The organism is Sporosarcina sp. CAU 1771 (assembly GCF_054482775.1).
Window position 1 is genome coordinate 79,580 of record NZ_JBTLRN010000002.1, and the last position, 25,888, is coordinate 105,467.

The 25,888-nt window shown below is 38.4% G+C and carries 23 protein-coding genes; 22 read left to right on the forward strand and 1 reads right to left on the reverse strand.

The features are described from left to right. Window positions 1-3: 3 nt before the first annotated feature. The 17 genes from ACXYMX_RS02985 (at window position 4) to ACXYMX_RS03065 (ending at window position 18,084) form a co-directional block, all read left to right on the forward strand. Complete coding sequence (locus tag ACXYMX_RS02985; protein WP_459042744.1) at window positions 4-1,014, forward strand: hypothetical protein; 1,011 nt, start codon at window positions 4-6, stop codon at window positions 1,012-1,014. A gap of 169 nt (window positions 1,015-1,183) precedes the next feature. After that, a complete protein-coding gene (locus tag ACXYMX_RS02990) occupies window positions 1,184-1,888 on the forward strand; it encodes a response regulator transcription factor (protein WP_459042745.1) in 705 nt (234 codons plus the stop codon). Window positions 1,889-1,972: 84 nt separating this feature from the next. Continuing rightward, window positions 1,973-2,434 (forward strand): DUF4870 domain-containing protein, encoded by a 462-nt coding sequence (locus tag ACXYMX_RS02995; protein WP_459042746.1) that lies wholly within the window; start codon window positions 1,973-1,975, stop codon window positions 2,432-2,434. Window positions 2,435-2,574: 140 nt separating this feature from the next. Beyond that, window positions 2,575-3,567 carry a hypothetical protein gene (locus ACXYMX_RS03000; protein WP_459042747.1) on the forward strand — a complete coding sequence of 331 codons (993 nt, stop codon included), beginning with the start codon at window positions 2,575-2,577 and terminating at the stop codon, window positions 3,565-3,567. A gap of 433 nt (window positions 3,568-4,000) precedes the next feature. Further along, window positions 4,001-4,690, forward strand: coding sequence for an RraA family protein (locus ACXYMX_RS03005; protein ID WP_459042748.1), 690 nt, complete (start codon window positions 4,001-4,003; stop codon window positions 4,688-4,690). Continuing rightward, a complete protein-coding gene (locus tag ACXYMX_RS03010; protein WP_459042749.1) occupies window positions 4,687-5,694 on the forward strand; it encodes a TRAP transporter substrate-binding protein in 1,008 nt (335 codons plus the stop codon). Before ACXYMX_RS03005 ends, ACXYMX_RS03010 begins: the two co-directional genes overlap by 4 nt. A 15-nt stretch (window positions 5,695-5,709) precedes the next feature. Next, window positions 5,710-6,204, forward strand: a complete 495-nt coding sequence (locus ACXYMX_RS03015) for a TRAP transporter small permease (protein WP_459042750.1) — start codon at window positions 5,710-5,712, stop codon at window positions 6,202-6,204. 3 nt (window positions 6,205-6,207) lie between these two features. Next, on the forward strand, window positions 6,208-7,494 hold the full coding sequence (locus ACXYMX_RS03020; protein ID WP_459042751.1) for a TRAP transporter large permease: 1,287 nt from the start codon (window positions 6,208-6,210) through the stop codon (window positions 7,492-7,494). Window positions 7,495-7,572: 78 nt separating this feature from the next. Beyond that, a complete protein-coding gene (locus tag ACXYMX_RS03025; protein ID WP_459042752.1) occupies window positions 7,573-8,379 on the forward strand; it encodes a carbon-nitrogen hydrolase family protein in 807 nt (268 codons plus the stop codon). Between the two features lie 16 nt (window positions 8,380-8,395). Then, window positions 8,396-9,040: a GntR family transcriptional regulator gene (locus ACXYMX_RS03030; RefSeq protein WP_459042753.1), complete on the forward strand. Its 645-nt coding sequence runs from the start codon at window positions 8,396-8,398 to the stop codon at window positions 9,038-9,040. A gap of 170 nt (window positions 9,041-9,210) precedes the next feature. After that, on the forward strand, window positions 9,211-10,149 hold the full coding sequence (locus ACXYMX_RS03035; protein ID WP_459042754.1) for an AEC family transporter: 939 nt from the start codon (window positions 9,211-9,213) through the stop codon (window positions 10,147-10,149). 186 nt (window positions 10,150-10,335) lie between these two features. Beyond that, window positions 10,336-11,733, forward strand: a complete 1,398-nt coding sequence (locus ACXYMX_RS03040) for an FAD-dependent oxidoreductase (protein ID WP_459042755.1) — start codon at window positions 10,336-10,338, stop codon at window positions 11,731-11,733. Continuing rightward, window positions 11,730-12,581 (forward strand): NAD(P)/FAD-dependent oxidoreductase, encoded by an 852-nt coding sequence (locus ACXYMX_RS03045; RefSeq protein WP_459042756.1) that lies wholly within the window; start codon window positions 11,730-11,732, stop codon window positions 12,579-12,581. The genes ACXYMX_RS03040 and ACXYMX_RS03045 overlap by 4 nt, the downstream gene beginning before the upstream one ends. Window positions 12,582-12,671: 90 nt before the next feature. Beyond that, the gene (locus ACXYMX_RS03050) at window positions 12,672-13,430 is read left to right on the forward strand and encodes a DeoR/GlpR family DNA-binding transcription regulator (RefSeq protein WP_459042757.1); all 759 of its coding nucleotides are present in this window, start codon (window positions 12,672-12,674) and stop codon (window positions 13,428-13,430) included. A gap of 30 nt (window positions 13,431-13,460) precedes the next feature. Then, entirely contained in the window at window positions 13,461-14,987 is a 1,527-nt protein-coding gene (locus tag ACXYMX_RS03055; protein WP_459042758.1) for an FGGY family carbohydrate kinase, read from the forward strand. Window positions 14,988-15,070: 83 nt separating this feature from the next. Next, window positions 15,071-16,900 carry an SEC-C metal-binding domain-containing protein gene (locus ACXYMX_RS03060; protein ID WP_459042759.1) on the forward strand — a complete coding sequence of 610 codons (1,830 nt, stop codon included), beginning with the start codon at window positions 15,071-15,073 and terminating at the stop codon, window positions 16,898-16,900. Between the two features lie 149 nt (window positions 16,901-17,049). Next, window positions 17,050-18,084, forward strand: a complete 1,035-nt coding sequence (locus tag ACXYMX_RS03065) for a YecA family protein (RefSeq protein ID WP_459042760.1) — start codon at window positions 17,050-17,052, stop codon at window positions 18,082-18,084. Between the two features lie 238 nt (window positions 18,085-18,322). Here ACXYMX_RS03065 and ACXYMX_RS03070 read toward each other — a convergent pair whose 3' ends face one another. Beyond that, window positions 18,323-19,210, reverse strand: a complete 888-nt coding sequence (locus ACXYMX_RS03070) for a TetR/AcrR family transcriptional regulator (RefSeq protein WP_459042761.1) — start codon at window positions 19,208-19,210, stop codon at window positions 18,323-18,325. Between the two features lie 164 nt (window positions 19,211-19,374). On the opposite strand from ACXYMX_RS03070, the gene ACXYMX_RS03075 reads away from it, so the two are divergent. The 5 genes from ACXYMX_RS03075 to ACXYMX_RS03095 all read left to right on the forward strand — a co-directional run bounded on the left by ACXYMX_RS03075 (window position 19,375) and on the right by ACXYMX_RS03095 (window position 25,835). Further along, window positions 19,375-20,874, forward strand: a complete 1,500-nt coding sequence (locus ACXYMX_RS03075; RefSeq protein WP_459042762.1) for a DHA2 family efflux MFS transporter permease subunit — start codon at window positions 19,375-19,377, stop codon at window positions 20,872-20,874. A 255-nt stretch (window positions 20,875-21,129) separates the two neighbouring features. Then, window positions 21,130-22,296, forward strand: coding sequence for a saccharopine dehydrogenase family protein (locus ACXYMX_RS03080; protein WP_459042763.1), 1,167 nt, complete (start codon window positions 21,130-21,132; stop codon window positions 22,294-22,296). 104 nt (window positions 22,297-22,400) lie between these two features. Then, window positions 22,401-23,654: a serpin family protein gene (locus ACXYMX_RS03085; RefSeq protein WP_459042764.1), complete on the forward strand. Its 1,254-nt coding sequence runs from the start codon at window positions 22,401-22,403 to the stop codon at window positions 23,652-23,654. 75 nt (window positions 23,655-23,729) lie between these two features. Next, a complete protein-coding gene (locus ACXYMX_RS03090; RefSeq protein ID WP_459042765.1) occupies window positions 23,730-24,425 on the forward strand; it encodes an AIM24 family protein in 696 nt (231 codons plus the stop codon). Between the two features lie 840 nt (window positions 24,426-25,265). Next, window positions 25,266-25,835: a TetR/AcrR family transcriptional regulator gene (locus ACXYMX_RS03095; protein WP_459042766.1), complete on the forward strand. Its 570-nt coding sequence runs from the start codon at window positions 25,266-25,268 to the stop codon at window positions 25,833-25,835. Window positions 25,836-25,888 lie beyond the last annotated feature (53 nt).

Consider the following 25,888-nt stretch of genomic DNA (forward strand, 5'->3'; position numbering starts at 1 on the left):
AACTTGAAAAAAGTATGGATGTTTATAGCGATATTTTCAGCAATGCTTTTAATGGCGGGTTGCGTTTCGATTCCTTTAACGGATGGCGGTACTCTAGAAATTTCACAGGATGGCATTAACGTAGTACCAGCTGAAGGTAGTGAAGATGTTGATAACGAGGCTATCGAGGCAATAGTTGAGGAATCATCAGAAGTAGAAGAAGTTGATAATAATGAATTGGAAGAAGTCGCTAGTGAAAATACAGAGGACCAAGAAGAGACGAATCACGGAGAGGTAGAAGGACTAGGCGGTTGTGCGGATGAATTCTACTTACTTGAGCACAGATTACCGGAAGGTTTTCCTATGACGCCCTGTGCATATATTCGTCACTTTGAATTATTAGAAGACGTTGAAAGTGATGAACGGACAATTATTGCATATTATGATTCAGATGGAACTATAGATGAAGTTACTGAAGAATATATAAATTATTTTTCAGGAGCTGGCTATTCATTTAATACAACTTCTCATACGCAAGAAAAAAGTGAATTAGAGGTGAATGGAAAAGGTTTTGAATTGATTGTTCAGAGCAGTCAAGGAAAAGATGAGTTAATTGACACGGTAATTGAGTACAGAGAAACACCGATTAAACAATACGGACATAAAGAATCAATTATTAACTACACTGACAATGGATACGGAAAATGTTCGGACGAATTCTATACCGTCCTTCACCTATTGCCGGAAGGCTTTCCGATGAATGAATGTGCACAAGTCACCTTTATTCAGATAGAGGTTCCGGATATGTCTGTCAATGCAGCAGCAGGTTATGAAGTCGATGCCTATTGGACGGAAGAATTCGAAGCATACGAGAAATTTGTAGGGGATATTGGTGCGGATATTACGCATATCGAAGGACTTGCAACACAAGGGGATATTGTTTTTGATTTTGAAAACTATAGTGTGTCTATTTCAATAGCAAAACTATCAATGACAAAATCAGAAGTGCACATGAACGTAACTATTAAATTTTAAAAAAACCCCTTCTTAATAAGAGTAAGAAGGGGGTCTTTGATCTAAAGGGATGTAATTGTTCATTGAAGATTTTTTTGTAAGGTGTATAATTATTATAGTTCCAAATATTCTGAAAACGTAATGGTGCTCTATTAGTGGATTTAAAAGTCTGTAACTGGAGGGGAGTTGTATGACTAGTGAAAGGATACTAGTAGTTGATGATGAACCAGGTATACGGGAACTAATTCAGCTTTATTTAGAGAAGAAAGAATACATCGTGCAAGGCGCTGATAATGGTCGTGATGCAATCGGCATTGTTATGGAAGAAGAAATCGACTTAATATTACTCGATATTGAAATGGAAGGCATGTCTGGGTTTGAGGTTTGTAAGGAAATACGGAAATTCTCAAACGTCCCTATTCTCTTTGTAAGTTGTAAAAAAGAATTGTCTGACCGAATAGAAGGCATAGAAATAGGTGCGGATGACTATATAACTAAACCATTTGATTTTCATGAACTTGAAGCACGAATCGAAGCAATTTTTAGAAGGAAAAAGTGGATAAGTATGGATGTTGATCAAGAACAGTCAAAGGTCTTAAAATTTGATGATGTTCAAATTGACTTATTAAGTTGTGAACTTTTTGTACGTGAAGAAAAAGTGGAACTTTCGAATAAAGAATACCAGTTGCTTGTATTGATGGCGAAAGAACCAAATCGGGTGTGGCCAATTGAACAACTATACGATCAAATTTGGGGCTATTATTCGGATGGAAGTCCACAAACAGTCAAAGTGCATATTAGTAATTTGAGACGTAAATTGGAGCTTAATTCATCAGAACCAAAGTACATTCAGACGGTACGTGGTTTTGGATATAGATTTGCAATGACAAGTTAACTCATATTTTCAGAAAACTTAACGTATTCTTAACCTTTGAGTAGTAGTATAGGTCATAAGAAAAAATAAAGGGAGGTAAAGTAAATGACGAATCATGATTCATCAACTGAAAAACATGCAGCAACTTCGGAACAAACGATTTTTAAGGAAGAGGGTCAACCCCCAACAGGCGAAAAGAAACCTACTGCAGTAGGACTTGAGGAAAACATCGCAGGATTATTATGCTATATTTTCACACCAATAATTGCAATCATCTTTTTTATTATGGAAAAAGAAAATCGTTTTGTCCGTTTCCACGCTATGCAAGCAATTTTACTAACTGGATTCTTTGTAGTTATTGCTATCGGACTTGGAATTTTCACAGCAATATTAAGTTTAATCAAGCTAGGAATTATTGGTGGCTTAATATCTGGATTGTTCTGGATCCTTGTAGGCCCGCTCGCTTTTTTCCTAGCCGTATTTTGTATCTATCAAGCATACCAGGGAAAGATGTTCAAGGTTCCTGTTATTGGAAACATGGCCGAGAAATATTCAGTGCCCAAATAAAATTAAAGGAGATAGACTATCTATCTCCTTTTTGTATCAAGCAGTGTATAGAGAGTGTTCCTTTCACATAAATTAAAGTAGATTTAAAAACTTCACCTAGATTAAATGAATTCAATAGGTTGTTGAAAGGAGGTTTTTTTGTGACTATAATGCAGTTAATTAGGAAAACAACTCCATTTTTTCTTGCTCGATTTTTGATTTATGGAATTTTTGCAGTTGCGGCTTTAATCTTTTTAGGAATAATGATAGGCATTGGTTTTTTGTTATTAAAATTATTCGGTGAGGCATCAACTATATTTATGATTCTTATGGTAATTACTTTTGGAATTATTTATGGTGCGTTACGTTTTGTAGAGCGATATGTACTGTATATGGTGAAGGTAGGTCACATATCAATTGTTGTAGAATTACTAAGGAACGGGAAAATACCAGAAGGCAAGGGACAAATTGCCTATGGGAAAGATCAAGTTACGAAAAACTTTGGTTCTGCAAACGTAGCTTTTGTTGTAGACAAAGCAATTCACGGAGCGGTAAAGCAAATTCAACGGTGGATGCTTCGTGTCGGTGAGTTTTTTAGCTTTGTTCCTGGTGCGAAAAATATTATCGGAATTTTAAATGCAGTTATGTCAGTTAGTCTCAACTATATTGATGAAGCTGTAGTGAGCTATATTATTTTAAGGAAAAATGAAGAGCGTGAAGAATCCGTTTGGAAATCCGCGTCAGATGGAGTTGTATTATACGCACAAAGTTGGAAGGGAATTATTAAAACCGCTGCTGGTGCTGTCGTCTTCATTTATGGATTTAGCATTCTCACGTTTTTGATATTTGCATTGCCACTTATGGGAATTGGAAAACTAATTTCGAACAATTCTCCAGAACTCGGATTTTTTATGGGGGCGATTGCAATTATCGGTGCTTATGTGCTAACTGTGGCTCTGAAGCGGGCAATCATTGATCCTATTGTTACGATAGCAATGATTCGCACATACCAGATGAACATTAAAGGACTTGAGCCTGCAATGGACTTGCAACAGAAGTTATTAGGTGTATCAGGAAAGTTCAAAAGCTTGTTTGATAAAGGTAGAACGGAACAGGTGAAACCAACGGCGCCTGTGGAAGAAGCTGTCACATAAACTGAATTAAAATAATAGGTAGCCATTTCGCTTGATTGCGAGTGGCTATTTTTTTGTGTTTTTATCATTAGGTAAACTACTAAGGTGTGCGGCTAGACGAAAGATTGAGAAGAAAAAAGTAAATGGATTTATTTGAGGAAAAGTATGGAGATTGTTTCAAGAACAATAAAAATTGGTCTTCGCTTATAAATAGATTCAAATCTTTTACTAATTGTCGGAATGTGCATGGTAAATAGATAGTGTAGAGTTTCATGCTTCAAGATAAAAAAGGCTGGAGTTTATTACTCCTGCCTACTAAATTAACTGAATCATGTAGTCGTTTCAATGCTATTTGAAAAATAATTTAATTTAATTAACTAAAAGTTGTTGCAATTGAGAACTTGCTGATGTAATATACTACTTGTATACAACAAGAATTCAAGGAGGAATATAAATGAAAATTTTAAATCGTGTAGAAAATAATAAGTTAACAGAGGATATTTACCAGAGGTTTAGTAAAGTTGAGCCAGCAACAATTGGTCATCATTTGCATTACGGATTTATGGATACTCGAATTAAGTCTATGTTGCAGGATGTAAGTGTAGTTGGAACAGCATTTACTGTTAGAACAAGCGTAAATGATTCAACAATGGTACATAAAGCGGTTAGTTTAGCTGAAGAGGGAGACTTTTTAGTTATCGATCGTACTGGTGATGTGAAGCATGCTTGTGTTGGAGAGATAGTTGCTTATGCTGCCAATGCTAGAAAACTTGCTGGAATTATTATCGATGGACCATGTACAGATATACAAGCATTAAGAGAAATTGGTATTCCAGTGTTTGCAACCGGCTTATCTCCTATTACAACGAAGTTATATGGACAAAGTGGTGAAATTAATACAGTCATTCAATGTGGCGGCGTAACGGTTTCTCCTGGAGATCTAATTGTAGCGGATGATAATGGTGTGCTTGTTATTCCACAGGACTTGGATTACGAAGAAATTCTGAAGAAGACAGAAGCTAGTGAACAAAGTGAACCTAATACAAAGAAATTATTAGATGAAGGCCAAGTATTAAGTAGTATTACTAGGGCTGACAAATTGATAGAAGAATACGAGTCTAAATTCGGGAGTGTTGTTAAATGAAGCGATTTCTTTTTCTTATAATTAGTGCTTTGATGATTCTCGTTGTAAGCGCTTGCGGCAAGAACGGAGCAGGAGAAGATGAGGTAATTGAATTAAAGTTAGGGACGAAAATGCCACAAGAAACAGCAGAAGGTAAAGGGTTTGATCGCTTTGCTGAATTAGTAAAAGAGAAAAGTGACGGTAAAATGATTGTTAAGGTATATCCTGCTGAGCAACTCGGAACAGGTACTACACAACTCGATAACATGTTGTTAGGCACACAGGATATGTATGGAGAAGGAGCAACATTTCTATCCGACTTTGACCCTAGAATTGAAGTGAGTAGTATTCCTTATTTGTTTAGAGACTTTGAACATTATCAGAAGTTTAATACTGGGGAACTTGGTCAAGAAATCAATGATAAGTTAATATCTGAAGGTGTTAGAATCCTGAACAATGAAAGAAACTTTGTGCGTGGACCATATCGTGTTATGTTGACGAAAGAGCCCGTCAAATCAGTTAAAGATTTAGAAGGTTTAAAGCTTCGTTCATTCGAATCTGCATTTTATTCAGCTGCATATAGTTCAGTTGGAGCTAAGCCGACTGTTGTTGCATGGACAGAAACTTACCTAGGATTGAAACAAAACTTGGTAGATGCTGTTACATCACCTATTTCATTAGTATGGCCAATGAAATTTACAGAAGTGACGCCGTATATGACGATTATCGATGAGTATCCACAAGACGTAGTTATCGCAATGAGTGAGGATCGTTTTTCTAAACTATCCGAAGAGAATCAAGCGATATTAATTGAAGCGGCAAACGAAGCGGGAGAAGACGCTACAAAATTAACTTTAGAAGCAGTTGAAGAGCACCTCAAGTTAATGAAAGAAGAACATAATATTGAGATATTTGAGATTGATAAAGCTGAATGGGGAGAAGCATTTTCTGATTATCACTACCAGTTGGAAAAAGACGGAAAACTTCCAGAAGGTTATGTTGATCGCATAAAAGCAATCGAGTAAAAGGGGGACAATCATATGAAGAAAATACTAGATTGGATTGCCAATATATATTTGATTGTCGCGTTGATTTGTATGGTTGCTTTAATCGGTATACTGACTAGTGAAATAGGACTGAGATACTTTTTTCATCATTCAATGGTTTGGTCCCATGAATTGTTTTCCATTTTAATTTGCTGGATAACTTTTCTAGGATTTGGGAAAATAGTTGTTGAGAGAGAAGATATTTCCATCACATATCTAGTTCAGAAGCTTAGTAAGAGAATGCAGGGATTCGTTATGATGTTTAATAGCATTCTCTTGCTAGCTGCATCGAGTATCATGTTGTTTTATTCAGTGAAATTAACAATTAGTCATATGACCAAAACAACTGTAATAATGAAAGCACCATCTGCTTGGTACTATACACCTTTAGTATTGTTGTTAATACTAGTTGTACTTACGTCGATTTATCATATTTATTTGGCATCTAAGTCACGATTACACTTAGTTGCAATGGAAAAGGGGGAATAAGGAATGGTACTTGCACTAACTTTGTTCCTCGTTTTTCTTTTCTTGCTAGCAATTGGTTTTCCAATCTCGTTCGCGATGGCATTATCGACAATCGTAGCACTAATTATGGGTGGTTATACGTCGGAAGTGTTTTCGCTTATGCTAGTGGAAGGCGTTAAAGGATACACATTGTTGTCAATTCCCCTATTTATATTAGCTGGTAACCTGATGAACTCAGCGGGAATTACTTATCGGATATTCAACTTTGCTACTGCAATGTTGGGACATTTCCGAGGTGGATTGGCTCAAGTTAATATTATGTCGAGTGTAATTTTCGCCGGAATTTCTGGGACTGCTGTTGGTGATCAGGCAGGTTTGGGCGCAATTCAAATGAAGGCAATGTCTGAAAAAGGATATGAAAAATCATTTAGCGCAGCACTGACATTGGCATCATCAGTTATTGGAGCAATTATTCCTCCAAGTGTATCCCTTATTATTTACGCTTATTTAGCAGAAGTTTCTGTAGAGCAGGCATTTATGGCAGGGATAGTTCCTGGTTTATTAATCGCTTTAACATTGTCTATTTATGTCTATGTCGGATCCAAGCGCGGAACAATAGTTACTCCTCCGCCAGAACCGTTTCAATTTAAAGAATTAGTTCGTACATTAAAAGATGGCTTCTTTGCATTGCTTGCTCCTGCTGTTATCCTTGGTGGAATGATGGGTGGAGTAGTTACACCAACTGAAGCTGCAGCAATTGCAGTTGTATATGCACTTTTCTGTGCAGTTATTTATAAAGAGTTTACATTCCCGACGCTAAAGAAATCATTTATTGACAGTGTTGGATCAACAGCGCTAATTATGTTTTTGATAGGTGTTGGAACAGCGATGGGATGGATTATTTCTGCAGAACAAATCCCTTATCTCCTATCAGACGTTTTATTAGGACTAACAGATAATAAATACACAATGCTATTAATTATCAATATCATGCTTTTATTCTTAGGTATGATAATGGAAGGAATACCAATCAAGTTAATTGTATTACCAATTTTATTACCGATTATTGATAGTTTAGGCATTGATCGTGTACATTTTGGAATTGTAATGTCCTTTAACTTACTAATTGGTATGGCTACACCTCCAGTTGGATTAGGGCTTTATGTTATGAGTCGGGTTGGGCAAATATCATTTGAAAGTATTGTTAAGAAAATACTTCCAATGTACGTACCATTATTCATTGCTTTATTACTTATTACGTACTTCCCGCAACTATCATTGTGGTTGCCGAATTTGATACTAGGTAGATAATAGAAGCAATTTTGTGAAAATTAACAATTCCTATAGACTATCTATAGGATAAAATGTAAAATGAGGAGTGTAATACCATTGAAAATTGCAGTAGTTCAACTAAATACAAGAGATGATAAGCAAGAAAACTTAAGGAAAACCGCTACATTTATCGAACAAGCAGCTGAAAGTGGAGCAGAACTGGTATCTTTACCTGAATACTTTAACTTCATGGGGCCAGAATCAGAGAAACCAAAAAACGCTGAACAAATTCCAAGTGGTGAAACAACAACACTATTATGTGGACTTGCTAAAAAGCATGGTATTTATATTCATGCAGGTAGTATATTGGAAGAGTACACTGCTGAGAAATCATACAATACGAGCCTTATGATTGGTCCAGACGGAGAAGTTCTTGAAACATATCGTAAAATTCACTTGTTTGATATTGGCATTGAAGGTCAGGCGACTTATAAAGAGTCAGATACAGTTCAGTCAGGTGATACACCGGTATTTGTTGATTTGCCAGTTGGAAAAGCAGGACTAAGTATTTGTTACGATTTACGATTCCCTGAACTATTCAGAAACTATGCTTTAAATGGTGCAAAAGTGTTGTTTATTCCTGCTGCATTTACACTTTATACAGGTATGCTTCATTGGGAAGTTTTACTACGAGCACGCGCAATTGAAAACCAGTGTTATGTAATCGCAGCTGGTCAATTCGGAACGAACCAACCTGGAAAAGCATGCTACGGTAACAGTATGATTATTGATCCGTGGGGAACTGTTATTGCAAGATCTCCAGAAGGTGAAGGTTTTGTAATAGCGGATATTGATGGGACTACAGTTGAAAAAGCGAGAGAAAGTATCCCATGTTTAAATCACAGAAGACCGAAAGTTTACTAACTTTCGAAGAATGTAGGTGTTTCCAATCGGGGAAAAAGTATATTTAAGAGATGTTGCATATTTAAAAATTAAGGATTTAATTATCCGTGATGAACTGAGTGGCCCAGTTGTATCTGAGAATGAGCTGGCCACACTATTAAATATGAGCAGAACCCCAATTAGGGAAGCTTTGAATCGGCTTCAAAATGAAAGTTTTTTAGAAATTTACCCTAAGCGTGGTATTTATATTAAAGATGTGACAGTGGAAGAAACGATAGATATCATGAACATGAGACTTGCGATTGAACTTTTCTCTATGAACATTATTCCAGATTTATTTCAGGATAGGGATTTGGAGTTTCTAGAAAAATCAATTGTTGAACAGCAAGCAGCAGCCAAAGCTGAAGATGTTTACGAATTTATCAAATTGGATTTGGACTATCATGAACATTTATTAAAAATTGCTGGTAATGAATATTTCGTGAAAACGTTACACAATATAACGGACCGCATATTTCATACTGGTATAAAGATTTTTAAGCGTGATCTGACAAGAATGCAAACTTCGATTAATGATCATATTCTTATTAATGAGAAGCTGAAGAATAAAGATTTCGTAGAAGCCCGTAATGCAATGGAAGAACATATTGCAAGGGGCAAGAAACTGTACCTATTAAGGTAAGGTTAGTATTACAATTAACCAATGCCTTGTTTACACTATTTATCGACCAAGATTGATTACAAATAGAGCATTTCCTGAAATTCTGTGTAATGAAAGACATTCGCAGAATAAAGGAAAGCTCTATATGTATTTCACTAGTAACTTGAGAATGAAATAAGGCGGTTCAATAAATGGAGATAACTGTCGTTATACAATCAATCGCCATCATTTCATTTATGATAATTATTGGGGCTATACTTTCGAGGTCATTTGAATTTAATGAAGATACTAGAAGTGTTTTTATAAGCCTTATTGTTAATGTAGCGATGCCCTGTATTATTTTATCTAGTATTTTTAATGTTGAGATGGATGGAAATACATTCAAAACAATTATGTTTGTTTTTTGTTTATCTATCGTAATAAATATTGTCGGTATAGGATTGGGTTGGTTACTTTCAAGCGTCTTTTATCCGAATTCAAATAAGAAGAAGGAAATGGCGTTATTATCTGGTCTAGGAAATACTGGTTTTATAGGAATTCCTTTATGTGCTATCCTTTTTGGCCCAGAAGGTGCGCTTTATGCTGCAATATTTGATGCTGGAGTAGATTTTACGATTTGGACAGTTGGCGTTTTCATGCTTCAAAAGAATCGTTTTTTTGCAGTCCAAACATTTAAATCGATGATTAATATTCCGCTCGTCGCAATTGCTGTGGGATTGATTGCTTCTTACTTTCATTTCTCGCCACCACTTTTAATAAAAAGCCTTATTGATCAATTAGCGGCATTAGCGGCACCACTTGCTATGTTTTATATTGGAATCCTTGTTATGACGTTGCAAGGCGCTAAAGTGAAGAAAACAGGACCGCAGACATTACTACCTATTTTTGTGAAGTTGTTACTGTTACCGGCATTGGTTGCTTTATTAATTGGCTATTTGCAATTGGATGTATTGATTGTACAGACAATATTGATTCAAACGATGATGCCGACCCTGACATTGGCTTCTATCTTATTTGCGAAGTACTCAGCTGACGAGGAAATAGGAGCTATAACAGTCGTTTTATCCACCTTGCTGGCATTGCTTACAATCCCATTAATGGTGTATTTAATGAGTTTTGTAGTTGGTTAAGAATCATGGATATTGAAATCCCCCCTTCGTAGCTAGTCTGGCTATGAAGGGGGGATTTTTGCATGTCAATGAATATTCGAATAACACTGAATAAACAACGATTGACAATTAAGTACAGGTTAAATACACTTGAAATGCAAAGCATTACCACGTAAACAAACATTTCGCAGAAGGAAGTGACACATATTGCATATTAAAAATATTGTAGTTATAGGTGGCGGGGTTGTAGGTACTGCTATTTTAAGAGAATTATCGAAATATAAATTGAATGGAATCTTGCTTGAAAAACAACCAGATGTATGTGAAGGAACGAGTAAGGCAAATAGCGGGATTATTCATACGGGTTTTGATGCACCGCCTAACTCTATAGAAGCTAAGTGTTTGGAATTGGCGCGAACAGAGTGGCCGAAGGTTGTCCAGGATCTTAAAATACCTTTCATTCCATGCGGTGCAGTAATGGTGGCTATGACGGAAGAGGAAAAGAGAATAATTAGAGAAAAATATATTCCGAACGCAGCATTGAATGGTGTAAAAGTAAATTGGTGCGAGAAAGAAGAACTACTAGAGATGAATCCTGGAGTGAATGAAAATGCATTGGGTGGCCTTGTTATTCCAGAAGAAGCAATCGCGGATCCATTTTGGGCGACAAGATCTTTTGCAGAAGTTGCGGTACTGAATGGAAGTGAGGTAATACTTAACGCTGGTGTAACAGATATTACACCATTAGAAGAGGGTTCATTTGAAATAATGAGTGAAAACGGAAGAACAATATATGCGGATTATATTATTAATGCGGCAGGTTTATGGTCCGATGACATTGCAAGACTAGTAGGAGATGATAGTTTTGAAATTACTCCTCGAAAAGGTCAGTTTATTTTAACTGAGGAGGAAGTAAAGATTTCGCAAGTTATCCTGCCTGTTCCGACTGAAAAGTCAAAAGGTGCGCTCGTGTCACCTGCAGTATTCGGTGGCTTTTTACTTGGTCCTACTGCAGAAGAACAAATGGATAAATGGGATCGTTCTACAAATCAAAACGGCTTTCAATTTATTCAAGAGCAATGCGAAAAACTAGTTCCAGAAGTATCAGAGTATCCAAGCATTCGCCAGTTTGCAGGTGTAAGGGCAGTCTGTAGTGAGGGAGATTTTATCATTCGACCCGCCACGGCGCATAAGAATTTTATACACGCGGCAGGAATTAGGTCTACTGGATTGTCGGCCTCGCTGGGAATTGCAAAACTTGTAATTGAGCAGCTCCAAAATTCAGGACTCGAATGCATTGAGAAAAATGACTATGAGAAAGAACTTCCTAAACTAGTTGATGAGAATGAAGACAATGGGGAAATAATATGTCTTTGTAGATCAGTAACGAAAAGAGAAATTGTTGAGGCTCTAAATCGCCCAGTTCCTGCAATGACACTGGATGCTGTGAAAAGAAGAACTGGAGCACTATTAGGGCAATGTCAGGGGAATTACTGTATACCATCAATCATTGATCTTATGAATGCAAACCAAATCGTTTCCGAAAATATTGAAAAAGGACTTCAAGGCTCCTACTTGAATAATAAAAGGAGAGAACGTATATGACATATAACGTTGTAATAATTGGCGCAGGAATATCAGGTTTATCAGCCGCACTGGAATTGTCGAAAAAAGGTATTGATCATGTATTAATTCTGGAATACCAAAATACAAGCGGTGGGTTTACTAGAAATTATCATGACCATCAAAGCTTTGAAGAAGAACGAAAGCTAGTTGAAATGTCGAAACAACTCAACTACCCTATTTGGACGAATAGCACGGTCGTGGGCTTATTCCCATCAGGTTTAGATAATGGGAACCATCATATCTATGTTCAAGGAGCAAATGGTAAAGTGGTAATAGAAGCGAAAAAAGTAATAATTGCTACTGGAGCTCTAGAGAAATCTAGAGAACCTCATATGATATCGGGAACTAGACCCGCTGGAATCCTGACACCTTATTTGGCAGTTAGTCTGTTACAAAGAAAATTTATAATAGGGCAAAACGTGGTCATCTTTGAGAATGGGAGAATTACAACCAGTCTAGTGGATCGATTAAAAGAATTGGGAGTTAATTGCATTGTTTTAACCAAAGACTATGTACTCGAGGAAATTCAAGGGGTTAGTAAAGTTGAAAATGTTCGAGTGAGGAATGTCATTACAAATGAAAAAAGCGAATTCAAATGTGATGCTTTAGTTTATAAAAAGGGTAGAATCGCGGGTACTTTCTTTTTAAAAGGGACCCCAATTCATACAAATCAAAGTTATGAAATTGAAGTTACCCATGAGGGGTTAACAAATATACCGAACATATATGCAGTAGGAAGTTGTACTGTATTGGGGAATGACGACCATACGAACTCAATTGATCTAGCAAGAAACCTGTCTGAAAAAGTTTATGAAAAGTTGAATTGAGATGTGGAGAACAATTAAAAAGTGCAAAAGAATTGGCGGATAATATGCAAAATCTCTTTTTGCTGAATAACTAACTGAGGAGATCAGAATATGTTTCAGGATGAAAGACATGAACAAATTATGAAAGAACTTAATCGAAAAAAATCAATTAAAACAGTTGATTTAAGCAAGAAATTTAATGTTACCAGAGAAACAATTCGGAGAGATTTGCAAGAGTTGGAAGAAGAAGGACTGCTGAAGAAGGTGCATGGTGGTGCTATTTTAACAAAAACGAATGTTGAGCCACCTTATTTAAAAAGGAGTCAATTACACCTTGAAGAAAAAGAGGCGATAGCGAAAAGGGCAGCTGATTTAGTTGAGGATGGAGACTCGCTCTATATCGATATTGGGACAACGACGTTAATGATGGTTAACTATCTTCAAGGGAAAAAGAATCTGACCGTCGTAACAAATGGTTTATTGCATGCGGTGGAATTTACAAAGATTGAAGGCACGAAAGTTATTTTAAGTGGCGGTGAAATTCGAGCAGGAGAAATGTCGTTGTCGGGGCCGATTTCTACAAAAGGTATTAAACATCTGTACGTCGATAAATCCTTTATTGGAGTTGGCGGTTTATCAATCGACTCCGGAATAACGGATTATCATGTGCATGAGTCGGAGTTAAGAGCAATTATGATTGAGAACTCTACTGAAGTAATCGCACTTGCAGATTTCTCAAAGTTTGGAGTACGAGCTTTTACTCAAGTTTGTGAAATAAAGGATCTGACTGCGTTGATCACAGATAAGAAGTCTCCTTTGGACATTCTTGAAAGTATAAAGAAATTAAAAGTAAATGTAGATATTATATAGAAGATACTGATTGAAAAAAGGGGTGACATTGTGACTGAGGAATATTTACTTGCTATCGATCAAGGCACGACAGGAACTAAAGTTCTCTTGGTGGATAAAAACTCAAAAATCATAGCAACAGCCTATGAAAAACATACTCAATTTCATCCGAAAACTGGTTGGGTTGAGCATGATTCAATGGAAATATGGGAGAAGGTTAAAAACTGTGTTAAAAGCATTCTTGAAGAATTTCAATTGAATCCGAAAAGTATTAAATCGATTGGCATTGCGAATCAAGGAGAAACGGTAACATGTTGGAATAAAACAACAAAAGCTCCAATTGAAAAAGCTATCGTATGGTCTTGTACGCGTTCGCATGAAATTGCAGCGAACTGGAAACTTGATGGAGATTGGAACGAACGTGTTCATAAGAAGACGGGTTTGAAAATTGATTCGTATTTTTCCGCGTCCAAAATAAAGTGGTATATGGAAAACTCGGAAAAAGTAAAGAAGTCGATTCAAGAAAATACACTTCTGTTTGGAACGCTAGACACATGGCTAATTTGGAAGATGACAGGTGGACAGACGTTTAAAACCGATTCTTCAACAGCATCTAGAACGCTTTTATATAATATAAATGATAAGAAATGGGACGAGGAGATTCTTGATTACTTAGGCATAAACAAACATTGGCTGCCTACTATTTCTCCGACTGTTGGTGATTTTGGTGAAAGTGATCCTGCAACTTTTTTGGGAATCAAAGCTCCAATTCAAGTGAGTATTGTCGATCAGCCAGCCTCTCTATTCGGACATTTATGTATAGATGAGGGGGAGTCGAAATGTACATATGGAACGGGATGCTTTGCTTATGTAAACGTGGGGAATAATCGACCGGTTTTAAAAGACTCAAACACTTTGACTTCGATAGTTTGGGAGAAAGAAGGGGAGACAACCTTTGCGGTGGATGGAGCGGTTTATTCAGCAGGTTCATCTGTGAATTGGGCTATGGAAAAGGTCGGTTTATTTGAAAGTATTGACGAACTGAATGGTTGGTCTAAAAACTGGAATCTAAACGATGCGGAACTTGATCAAAGTCTCCTATTTGTTCCTTCATTAGGTGGACTAGGAACACCGTACTGGAACACGAAAGCAAAAGGAGTCTGGATGGGTATGTCGTACAGCACTTCAAAAGAAGATTTGGCCCGAGCTATTTTAGAAGGAATTGCACATAGGGTAGCAGATACGATAGAGATACTTTCAGAAGAAACAAATACAACGATCACTTCATTGAAAGTCGATGGAGGTTTAATCGACAACGATTATTTGATGCAATTTCAAGCAGATTTGTTGGGGATTCCGATTGTTATTCCAGAGAGTAACGAATCGACCGCGATAGGTGTTGCATTCTTACTTGGTGAAGCCGTTGGATGGTGGGAAACAAAAGACTTATATAAAGACGATTCAATCCGAAAAACTGTTCACCCTAAAATGGATTCCAAAGCTAGAGAAGGTTTAAGGGAGCGATGGAGAAAAACAGTCGCTTTAGTGGATGGATACTATGGAACCGAAAACGAGTAACAAAGACTGAACCAATCCTTAATTGCACACTTGAAAGAAAATTTCTATTTATCTGTTATGATAAATAGAAAGGGGGAGAGCAAATGATTGGTAGAAATGATCCGTGTACTTGTGGAAGCGGAAAAAAATATAAAAAGTGTTGTGGTTCAAAAAGTTCAAACCTTATAGAAATGATAGTAAATGAAGAGCTCGACCGAGTGTTGACTGGTTACTTTGATAATTACCCTAAAGATGAGGATCGTAATGAAATGGTGCTCCTAATGCGAACGTGGGTAAATCGTTTAACAGGGAGCTGGGAAAAACAAGATATCGAAGAGGCTTCTAGTGAGTATTACTTATTCATTCAGAATAAGAAAAGTTGGCATACATATCTTGAAAAACAGCTCGAAAGTGTAACCCGTGAGGCCACAATTAAAGTGCTTAAGCAATGGCACGATCCATTTGTATTGCTTGCAGAAATAATAGAAGTTGGATCCGAACGAATGAAGGTCCGCGAGCTCTTTGGTGAGAATGAATACGAAGTAACACGTAATGAAGGCATGCCGGCAGACATTGGTACATTGATGTTTGGAGTGGTTTTGACCGACCCTAGAAAAGTCGAAGATGGAATCGCACCAATTTCTTCTATGCTCTTCCTAGCAAAATGGAGTAAGCAGACTAAGAAATCCTTGATTGAATTGAGAGACGCAGCTGGCGATAAATCAGTGGAAACCTTTATTCATGAACATATCCTCGACATCTATGAGTTGCTAATTAAACGAAGTATGGCGTCTATGAATGAGCTAGTTGAAGAAGTACTTCAACCGTCTCAACTCCAGGCACTCGAAGCACTTGATTCTACACTTAGAGATTTAAATCAAACTTCAGATTCAAGGGAAATCATGCATAAGTTATCCGTTGCTTACTTTTTGAATGACAATAAAGATGTACCGGTTGAGGGGGATTATTTGGCAGCTGCTGTACAGACAGGTATCAATATTGGTACAGTTCAAGGGCTAGAACGAGAAGATGAGATAATCGAGAAATTACTCAATTCAAAAATGGCCATGCAAATGTATGTTGAACAGCTAACTTCACTTTATTCACAAATGATGGATAGTGGAGAAGAACCCCTTGCTGAACGCTTATACGAAATAGGGACAGATCCACGGCCGACCGAAAAAGCGTTATGGGAAACATCTATGACGACAGGTGGCGTTGTTCAACCTGAAAGAAAGCCGGGAATTGGTGAGGGGCGTGCACAGCTACTTGCATATGAAGCATATTTAGCAGAAGCGGAAGAAACACGCCGGAAACTAGCGAAAAGTGCAGCTGAACTAGGACCTGAAAACTCAGATGTTTTGCTCTTGCAAGCGGAAACGCTGAAGGACTCTACGAACTCTGTCGAGTATTACGAAAAAGCAATTCGTAATGCAAGTAGACTCTTTGAACCCGGCGAAGAGCCTTGGCAAAACATTCCGAATCGACCCTTCATGCGTGCGGCTTTTGCATATGGTGTGCATTTGTTTACTCATGGTGAGTACGATGAGGCGGCTTCAATGTATTTGGATTTATTGAAAATGAATCCGATCGATAATCAAGGTGCAAGGTATGAAGGAGTCGCGTCATTAATTCATGCGAAGCGCTACGAAGAAGCCGCAAAAATTCTCGTAAGATATGAAAAAGGGTCGAATCATGACGCAACCTATCTGTATCTCGATTGGAAACTGGAGTTTGAGGCATCTGCAGGCGAATCCAAAAACGCAGCTGAGATGCTTCAATTGGCGCAAAAAGCAAATAGCCACGTTATGCATCTGATGACGTTTAAAGTGAAGCCGATGAGCTATCCAAGATATGCATCGATTGAGCCTGGAAGTGAAATGGAAGCCAGGTATATTTGGATGTTGTTGAGTGGTGGGGCGCATAGCGGGTGATTTTGTAAAAGTAAATTTTACATCTAATAACTTGGGAATAAAAGGGTATTAAAGTAAGGGCTTCGCATCGTTTATCCAAATCCGATGCGAAGCTTTCTGTTTTCTGTTATATTTAAAGGACTAGTGAAGTTTTGGAAGGTGGAAATACATTGATTGGACGAAATGATCCGTGTCTTTGCGGGAGCGGAAAGAAGTATAAAAGATGTTGTTCTGGTAAGAATGAAAAGTCAGTTGATACTATCATAGATGAAGAACTGGAACGAATTCTATTAGGTGTTTACGACCAAGCTACGGATCGAAACAGTGTGGCCGAATTTGATGGTTATCTGAAGAGCTGGAAAAGTAGGTTAACCGGTTTTATTGAAGAGGGAGATATTGACGTTGCTGTAAGTGAATATTTTCTATTTATCGCAAGGGAAGATATCTGGAAACAGCATTTATTAAGAGTGCTTAATACTAAAATTCGTAGTGCAACACGCGCTGTTGCTGAATTGTGGCAAACACCAATCGTTGTATTTGGTATGGTTAAAGAAGTTCAAAATGGGTTCATAGAAGTTGAGGAGATTTTAGGCGAAGGCACATACTTTCTAGAGAAACGTGAAGGTGTGCAAATTGAAAAAGGCACAGTAGTCTTTGGCCTTGTTTTATCAAATACTCGGATTCATCCTCAAGGGGTTGTTCCTGTCACGTCGCTCTTGATTATTCGTAAGGGAAGCGAAGCGGTAATCAGTAAAGTAGTGGCACTTGCTGAAAATAGTGGACTTAATGAAAGTAGACTATTTTACAAGGAGCATATGCTGGACGTCTATAGCTTAATAATGGAAGTCGATAACAAGCCTGTAGAAGAAGTAATTGAACAAGAACTAAGCGAAGTTCAGAATACAGTGCTCGATTTATTAGTTAGTAAGCTAGAAGAAACGAGTGCGACTTCCGAAGAACAAAAAGCTGTGAAAAGCATAGGCCTAATGTATTTACAGAAGGAGCAACCTAATTTTCGGAAACCGGATGTTGTCTCAGCGGGATTGTTCCAATCTGGTATCTATTTAGGAATCCTCAAGTTGGATATGACTCAGACTGAGGTCGCGAAACTTTTTGAAGTATCTGTTGGGGCCATGACAAAACATGCGGAGAAAATTACTGATTATACATTTGAAGAACATGTGAAGCAAGCCATGAATAAATGAAGGTACTAAATCTAAATGAATTAAGTGAATTTAACATGTGAAGATCTGGTTTAATAGGTAAAGTATGGATGTACAATAAATAACGTTGGTGAAAAAATCCCAATCCCTTTTTAAAGAGATTGGGATGGAATTTCGCTAACGTCTTTTTATTTTCCTAACAGAAAACAAGGAAGATTACCTGTAAAGTTAAATTTGCTTTATGCAATACGAGTAATTCCTATTTAAAGTTTCTAATCTTTTACTTTATCCTTTTTTTCTTGTACATTTCAACATACCCCAAAATATCCACAACATACCCTTTTGCTTCCACTTCATAATCCGTCTCCACAAAAGCTTCCCTAAACGAGAGGACCACAGATTCCAGTAGGAAAGTTCTTGGTTTTTCAGAATGTAGCTCCTCAATTAAAAATTGCAGGCATTCCTTTCCACTTAGGGATGCATCTTTTTCCAAGGCATTATAAAACCCACTTAGTTGCACAATTAAATCTTGCTTGGTCACACTACCCTTTTCCACGATACAAAATAGATCCTCCCGTAGAAAAGCATCTTGTGAGTCCATCATTTCAACGATTATGGTTTCGATTCTGCGCATGATAAACGGAACCAATTTTGTCAAATCAATCATTTCCTGCATGTCCATTTTCCATGCCAATAACATCTGCTGCATCATGCCATACACGAAAACCGCACAATCAGCGGCATATGGTGTGCCACTATCACCATAAATATCGATAAGTCGGTGGGTTAGCCATGAAAGTTCAGCAAGATGTTGATTTTTGACAAAAGTCTTTAGATCAGAATCTTCCGAGTGAATTGCATTCTCGAATATGGGAAGTAAATTATATTCTCGTGTGACTTGCATGCGAGCAAGAATTTGTTTGCTAAGAATGTCCTTATCAGAGATATCTTGTCCGATTAGTAATTCGCGTCGTCGTAGCGTGACCTCGTCTCTTGCACGTTCTAAAATAGCAACAAGGCATTCGTTTTTCGATGAAAAGTAATTGTAAAATGTCCCTTTTGATATGTTGGATTCATCTAAAATTTCTTGTACGGACGTTCTTGAGAATCCTTTTTCTATGAAAAGACGCTGTGCTGTTAATAAAACTTTTTGTTTTCGTTCAATCATGGGATTCATCCTTATACTCATAGTCTATTTATATAGTACGCTTCAAAGTCTTTGTTATCAACAGATTTGAATGATTGGTATTAAAGTGTTGAAAAGGTTGGACTATAGGTATAAGATATTGAAGTGACTCTTTTTATCTAGAATGTTTGAGTGGGGGAATATAGATGGATCTTAAAAAAATGCATGAAAAACCGCCTTATGGCATGTTGGCGATCTTGTTTATAGGTGCGTTCGTTGCGTTTCTAAATAATACGTTATTGAATGTCGCTTTGCCGACGATTATGGATGAGTTCAAAGTTAAACCGTCTGAAGTACAGTGGTTGACTACGGGATATATGCTTGTTAATGGAATTTTAATACCAGCAAGTGCTTTCTTTATTCAAAAGTTTACAAATCGAAGGTTGTTTATAACCGCGATGTCGCTTTTCACAATGGGTACGCTTCTTGCAATGCTTGCACCATCATTTGGCGTGCTTGTTGGGGCGCGTATGGTTCAAGCATCTGGATCGGCAATGATGATGCCATTACTTATGAACATAATGTTGACGGCCTTTCCAATCGAACGCCGTGGAGCAGCGATGGGCATGTTTGGACTTGTAATGTTTACAGCACCGGCGATTGGTCCGACACTTTCGGGATGGGTAATCGAGCATTACACATGGCGAACGCTTTTTGGCATTGTCCTTCCGTTTGCGATTATGACGCTTGTTTATTCAATCTTTAAGTTGCGTAATATTACACCAAATCGAGATATGAAGTTAGACGTATTCTCACTTCTTTTGTCGAGTATTGGTTTCGGTGGGCTTCTATATGGATTTAGCTCCGCGGGTGATAAAGGCTGGGATGCGCCGATTGTTTATGGAACGATTGTTATTGGTGCGATTGCGCTAGTGACGTTCATCGTACGCCAGCTACGGATGGAAGAGCCGATGTTGGACTTCAGGATTTATAAGCATCCAATGTTTGCTTTATCTTCTGCGATATCGATAGTGTTATCCGTTGCAATGTTTTCTGCAATGATATTGACACCACTTTATGTGCAAACGGTCCGTGAAATCTCACCATTTCATTCCGGTATACTAATGCTTCCGGGTGCGATTCTTATGGGAATCATGTCACCGATTACCGGGAAGTTATTTGATAAATACGGTGCGCGTGCGATGGCAATCATTGGATTATCTTTGACGATTATTACGACGTTTTATTTAAGTAAGCTAAATATGGAATCGGGTTATTACTATATAATGATGCTTTACACAATTCGAATGCTCGGGATTTCATTGGTAATGATGCCTGTAATGACAAATGGATTGAACCAGTTGCCTATGATTTCGAACCCACATGGAACAGCGATGAATAACACGTTGCAGCAAGTTTCGGGGGCGATTGGTTCCGCGCTACTTCTGACGATTATGACGAAACGGATGGAATCAGCGGGTACTACTTTATTTGCTGAAGCGCAAGCGGCTGGGAATGTTCCAACTAGCGCAGAAGGACTTAAACAATTGGAGCACGAACTTGGGAGCCTAGCGATGCTCGATGGAATTAATTTTGCCTTCTTTGTTTCCACTTTGGTTGCAGTTGTGGCTTTGCTTTTAACGTTCTTCATTAAACGTGTTGTGCCACCGAAAAGTGAGGGTGCGTACGATCAACCCGAAGTGTAACGAACAATCTTAATTGCTATTGAAATGACAAGCCTCGCATCGGTCCAGTTTACAAACCGATGCGAGGCTTTTGCTTGCTCAATAAAGGAGTTTGTCAAAAGAATGTCGAAAAAGTATTGAAACGAACTAATTTTATCAGTAGTTCATAACATAAAGTAAAGAGTGGAAATTGTGCTTATGTAAACAATTCAACAAATGGCAACGTCCAACGTAGACAGATAGATATCGACCAACAACTAGTAAGGGGATGATGACATGAAAGTTGTAGTTCTCGGAGCGGGGTTAATGGGAAAAGAGACGGCGCGCGATCTAGTGAAAAGCGACGATGTCCAAAAGGTGTATTTAGCAGATTTAAATATCAGACAGGCTGAAGACTTTGCTGAAGAAATGATGAATGACAAACTTGATATCCTTCTTTTAGATGCATCAAACGATCAACAATTAGCAGATGTGATGGCACTTGGGGATGTCGTTATCAATGCACTTTTCTATACATTTAATGAAAAAGTTGCACGCACTGCGATAGAGGTTGGTGTCCATTCAATCGACTTAGGTGGACATATCGGCGGAGCTACAGAAGCGGTACTTGGATTCTGCGAGAAGGCGAAGGCGAAGGGGGTTACGATTATCCCGGACCTCGGGGTTGCACCAGGAATGATTAATATACTTACTGGTTACGGTGCGAGTAAATTGGATAACGTACATTCGATTAAACTCTATGTAGGTGGAATTCCGGTTGAGCCAGAACCACCACTGAATTATAATGTTGTATTTTCGTTAGAAGGTGTTTTTGATCATTATACGGAGTCTTCACAGGTCATCCGAAATGGAGAATTGAAAGTGATTCCCTCGTTATCAGGAATTGAGCATATTCATTTTGAGAAGTTTGGAGAATTAGAAGCGTTTCATACATCAGGCGGAACATCCACATTGACAGAATCATTCCCGAAAGTCGATACCCTAGAGTATAAAACAATTCGTTATAAAGGGCACGCAGAGAAGTTCCAACTTCTTGTCGATTTAGGGTTGTTATCGCGTGAAAATGTTGTGATGATTAACGGTAGAGCTATTAAAGTGCGTGATGTTATGCGCGAACATTTATCAGCGAAGCTTCGACTGGGTAAAAAATCGGATGCGGTTCTTTTAAGAGTGATTGTGAGCGGGGAAAAGGATGGCTCTCCGATTACGTATGAGTATGAGCTGATTACTGAAAAAGATCTAACTGTAAATGAAACAGCCATGGCGCGCGCAACTGCAAATACCGTTTCTGTTGTAGCGCAGATGATTGGAAATGGAACGATTCATAAACGAGGGGTTTATCCACCAGAAAAAATTGTTCCTGGAGCACATTATATAGAAGAGATGAAAAAGCGTGGAGTCGCTATTCAAGAGGTTAAGAAAACATCGAATAGATTGGTTTGAACTAACAGCACTTCTTTGGATGAAAATTCCGAAGGGGTGTTTTCTATGAAACATGTAACTATTTTACGTGTTTTCAGTCAAATTCAACGAAAGGGGGACTATCTATGTCTAAGAAAATATTTTTATCTATAGGATTAGCTCTCTTGCTTTTCAATTTACCCGCTTGCGGAACAAAAATGAAGACTGAAAACACGTGGGTTTCTACTGACGTAGATTTTGGCGAGAAAGACTATGAAAAGGTCACAGCTGCCAATAACGAACTCGGTTTTCATCTAATGAAAGAAATCGAAGTGGACGAGCATCACAACGCATTCATTTCTCCAACAAGTGCCTTCATGGCATTGTCGATGGTTTATAACGGTGCAGATGGGGTTACGAAAGAAGAGATTTCGAAGGTGCTCGAAGTTGAAGGAATGGATAGCTCAGAATTAAATAAAGCGAATGCATCTTTGATGTCGATGTTAATGAAGAACACGAATGGAATCCAACTAAGTGTAGCAAATTCGATTTGGCTTAATGAGAACTTTCATTTTCAAGAGGACTTCTCGAAAAAGAACATGGATTATTACAATGCAGAAATACAAGAAATCAATATATATGAGGACGATTCCGTAACGCGCATCAATGACTGGGTAAAGGACGCTACGAATAAGAGAATCGACGAAATTGTAGAAGCACCGTTAGATCCAGATCTTGTTGCAATTTTATTGAATGCCATTTATTTCAAGGGTGATTGGACATATGAATTTGATGAAAAACAAACAGAAAATCGCTCGTTTTATTTGCGGGACGGAAAGACGAAAGAGATTCCACTCATGTCGTTACGGAAAAAGTTGAACTACTTGGAGAATGAAGAATTCCAAGCGGTGAAATTGCCTTATGGCGAAAAAGAAATGAGTATGACAATCTATTTACCGAAGGAAACATCTAGTTTAGATGAATTCAGCAAAACTTTAACGAATGAAAACTGGTCAACCTGGAATGCATCGTTTGGCGAAGAAGAAGGAACCGTTTTATTACCGAAATTTCAGTTGGAATATGAAATCGAGTTAAATGAGACACTTAAAACACTTGGAATGCCATCTGCTTTTGACCGTGAGGCGGTATTCACAAAAATGATTGATGAGGATGTTCCTCTCTGGATTAGTAAAGTGAAACAAAAGACCTTTATTGATGTGAATGAAAAAGGAACGGAAGCCGCGGCAGTTACATCCGTAGAAGTAGTTACAGAGTCTGCGCCAGCGAATCCTCCTTTTCATATGGAAGTAAATCGCCCATTCTTTTTGGTGATTACAGATGAGCAGACGAATGCGATTCTATTCATGGGGAAAATTTCAGAACCTCTAGAAGCGAAGTAATTAATTTTCATGAAACCATTGCTTCTCACATACGTATGTATAGGAAATAGGCTTGTCAGAAAGGGAGTTGTCTAGATGAGTAAATACACCATTAAGGAGTTCATTCAACAGACGAAACAAGATGATCGGGAGAACGAGTATTTCGAGTTGGAAACACCAAGAATTCTGGAAGTAAATTTGGCTGGTCACGTATGGGCAAAAACGGGTTCAATGATTTCATATACAGGTGGAATTAAGTTCGAGCGTGAACGAGTATTGGAGCACGGTGTAGGACAAATGTTTAAAAAAGCATTTACAGGTGAAGGCACTTCTTTAATGAAAGCAAGTGGGAACGGCCGCTTGTATTTAGCTGACCAAGGAAAGAAAATTACTATTTTTGATTTAAATCATGAGTCAATTACTGTGAACGGAAATGACCTTCTTGCATTTGAGCCCAGTATTGAGTGGGACATTAAATTAATGAGAAAAATGGCAGGCATGGTGTCGGGTGGATTATTCAATGTAACACTACAAGGTAAAGGAAAAGTGGCGATTACATCTCATTATGAGCCGCTAACTTTACTTGTACGTCCGGGTGAGTCGATTATTACAGACCCGAACGCAACCGTTGCTTGGTCAGGAAACCTACAACCCGAATTTCGAACGGATATAAGTTTCCGAACATTTTTAGGCAGGGGAAGTGGCGAATCCATTCAAATGGAGTTCACTGGGGAAGGTTTTGTGATCGTTCAGCCGTTTGAAGAGGGTGTCGTTACGCCAAATCCACAGTAATTTAGCTAAAAACTTCTGAAGTGAGTTTGACTTTAGGAGTTTTTTTGGTGTGATTTGGTAGGGCTAAAGTGTGTGTTCGCCGATAAAAGTGAGTGATGCGCCGATATGTGGGGGAGACCCGCCGATATCCAGTGCACAACCGCCGATAACGGGTGCGATACCGCCGATAAAGCGGATCCACGCGCCGATATCCGTGATCCGGTGATAATGCTAACTTCGGGAGTTTTCACATGTGTAAAAAGTGATCCAAAAGACCTCGTTCGCCGATAAAAGCATGTGACGCGCCGATATCCGACGTACAATCGCCGATAACGGGTGCGATACCGCCGATAAAGCGGATCCACGCGCCGATATCTGGAACCCGGTGAGAATGCTAACTTCGAGAGTTTTCACGTGTGTAAAAGGTGATCCAAAAGACCTCGTTCGCCGATAAAAGTGGGCGATGCGCCGATATGTGGGGCGGACTCGTCGATATAGGGTGAACAACCGCCGATAACGGGTGCGATACCGCCGATAAAGCGGATCCACGCGCCGATATCTGGAACCCGGTGAGAATGCTAACTTCGAGAGTTTTCACGTGTGTAAAAGGTGATCCAAAAGACCTCGTTCGCCGATAAAAGTGAGTGATGCGCCGATATATGGCACGGACGCGCCGATATCCGGCGCACAACCGCCGATAACGGACCCAATACCGCCGATAAACCCCCAGCACGCGCCGATATCCCGACTCCGGAAGAAAAAGCTTGCAAACTTTCGTTACAAAGCGTAATATAATGACTAGATGACCGATACCGTAATTTAGTCAGTCAACCATGAAGTTGAAGAAAGTGAGGTGTAGATATGGACCGTAGACAAGAGATTTTAGAGGCTGCAGCAAAATCCTTTTCGCTCTTTGGATACAAAGCGACTACGATGGATCAAGTTGCTAAAATTGCAAATGTAGGAAAAGGAACAATTTATACGTTTTTCGCTAATAAAGAAGAGCTCTTCAATGCAATAGTCGTAAAAATGATTCGTGAGATGAAAGCGGAAGCAGATAAAGTAGCTGTTGAAGGTGCTTCTTTTGAAAGCAATGCACATGCAAGATTAATGCAAATGCTTAAATTTAGAAATACCCACCAATTGTATGCCAAGTTAATTGATGAAGAAAAGGAACTTCGTACGCCAGCGGTTGGGGAAGTACTTGAAGAAATTGAAAATAAAATCGTAGACTATATTGAAACGAAGATAAAAAAAGGGATTCAAACAGGGGAGCTAAAGCCTTGTGATACTGAACTTGTAGCTTACTTATTGTTTAAAGCATATTTTGCCCTCGTTTCAGATTGGGGACGTACCCATGAAGAAGAGTTAGGTGAGGAAAGAATTGCGGCGTTGCTAAGTGAGACCATTTTTAAAAGTCTCTTAGTTTGAGGCTTCTTTTTATTCAAATAAATGACTGATTGAGTGTAATGGTCAACCAGTTT

Excerpts from the sequence above, each read along its gene's own strand:
- ACXYMX_RS03015 (WP_459042750.1), top strand. The coding sequence starts at position 5,710 with ATGAAGAAAATACTAGATTGGATTGCCAATATATATTTGATTGTCGCG.
- ACXYMX_RS03080 (WP_459042763.1), top strand. The coding sequence starts at position 21,130 with ATGAAAGTTGTAGTTCTCGGAGCGGGGTTAATGGGAAAAGAGACGGCG.
- ACXYMX_RS02995 (WP_459042746.1), top strand. The coding sequence starts at position 1,973 with ATGACGAATCATGATTCATCAACTGAAAAACATGCAGCAACTTCGGAA.
- ACXYMX_RS03050 (WP_459042757.1), top strand. The coding sequence starts at position 12,672 with ATGTTTCAGGATGAAAGACATGAACAAATTATGAAAGAACTTAATCGA.
- ACXYMX_RS03045 (WP_459042756.1), top strand. The coding sequence starts at position 11,730 with ATGACATATAACGTTGTAATAATTGGCGCAGGAATATCAGGTTTATCA.
- ACXYMX_RS03060 (WP_459042759.1), top strand. The coding sequence starts at position 15,071 with ATGATTGGTAGAAATGATCCGTGTACTTGTGGAAGCGGAAAAAAATAT.
- ACXYMX_RS03010 (WP_459042749.1), top strand. The coding sequence starts at position 4,687 with ATGAAGCGATTTCTTTTTCTTATAATTAGTGCTTTGATGATTCTCGTT.
- ACXYMX_RS03020 (WP_459042751.1), top strand. The coding sequence starts at position 6,208 with ATGGTACTTGCACTAACTTTGTTCCTCGTTTTTCTTTTCTTGCTAGCA.
- ACXYMX_RS03075 (WP_459042762.1), top strand. The coding sequence starts at position 19,375 with ATGGATCTTAAAAAAATGCATGAAAAACCGCCTTATGGCATGTTGGCG.
- ACXYMX_RS03095 (WP_459042766.1), top strand. The coding sequence starts at position 25,266 with ATGGACCGTAGACAAGAGATTTTAGAGGCTGCAGCAAAATCCTTTTCG.
- ACXYMX_RS03005 (WP_459042748.1), top strand. The coding sequence starts at position 4,001 with ATGAAAATTTTAAATCGTGTAGAAAATAATAAGTTAACAGAGGATATT.
- ACXYMX_RS02990 (WP_459042745.1), top strand. The coding sequence starts at position 1,184 with ATGACTAGTGAAAGGATACTAGTAGTTGATGATGAACCAGGTATACGG.
- ACXYMX_RS03035 (WP_459042754.1), top strand. The coding sequence starts at position 9,211 with ATGGAGATAACTGTCGTTATACAATCAATCGCCATCATTTCATTTATG.
- ACXYMX_RS03090 (WP_459042765.1), top strand. The coding sequence starts at position 23,730 with ATGAGTAAATACACCATTAAGGAGTTCATTCAACAGACGAAACAAGAT.
- ACXYMX_RS03070 (WP_459042761.1), bottom strand. The coding sequence starts at position 19,210 with ATGATTGAACGAAAACAAAAAGTTTTATTAACAGCACAGCGTCTTTTC.
- ACXYMX_RS03085 (WP_459042764.1), top strand. The coding sequence starts at position 22,401 with ATGTCTAAGAAAATATTTTTATCTATAGGATTAGCTCTCTTGCTTTTC.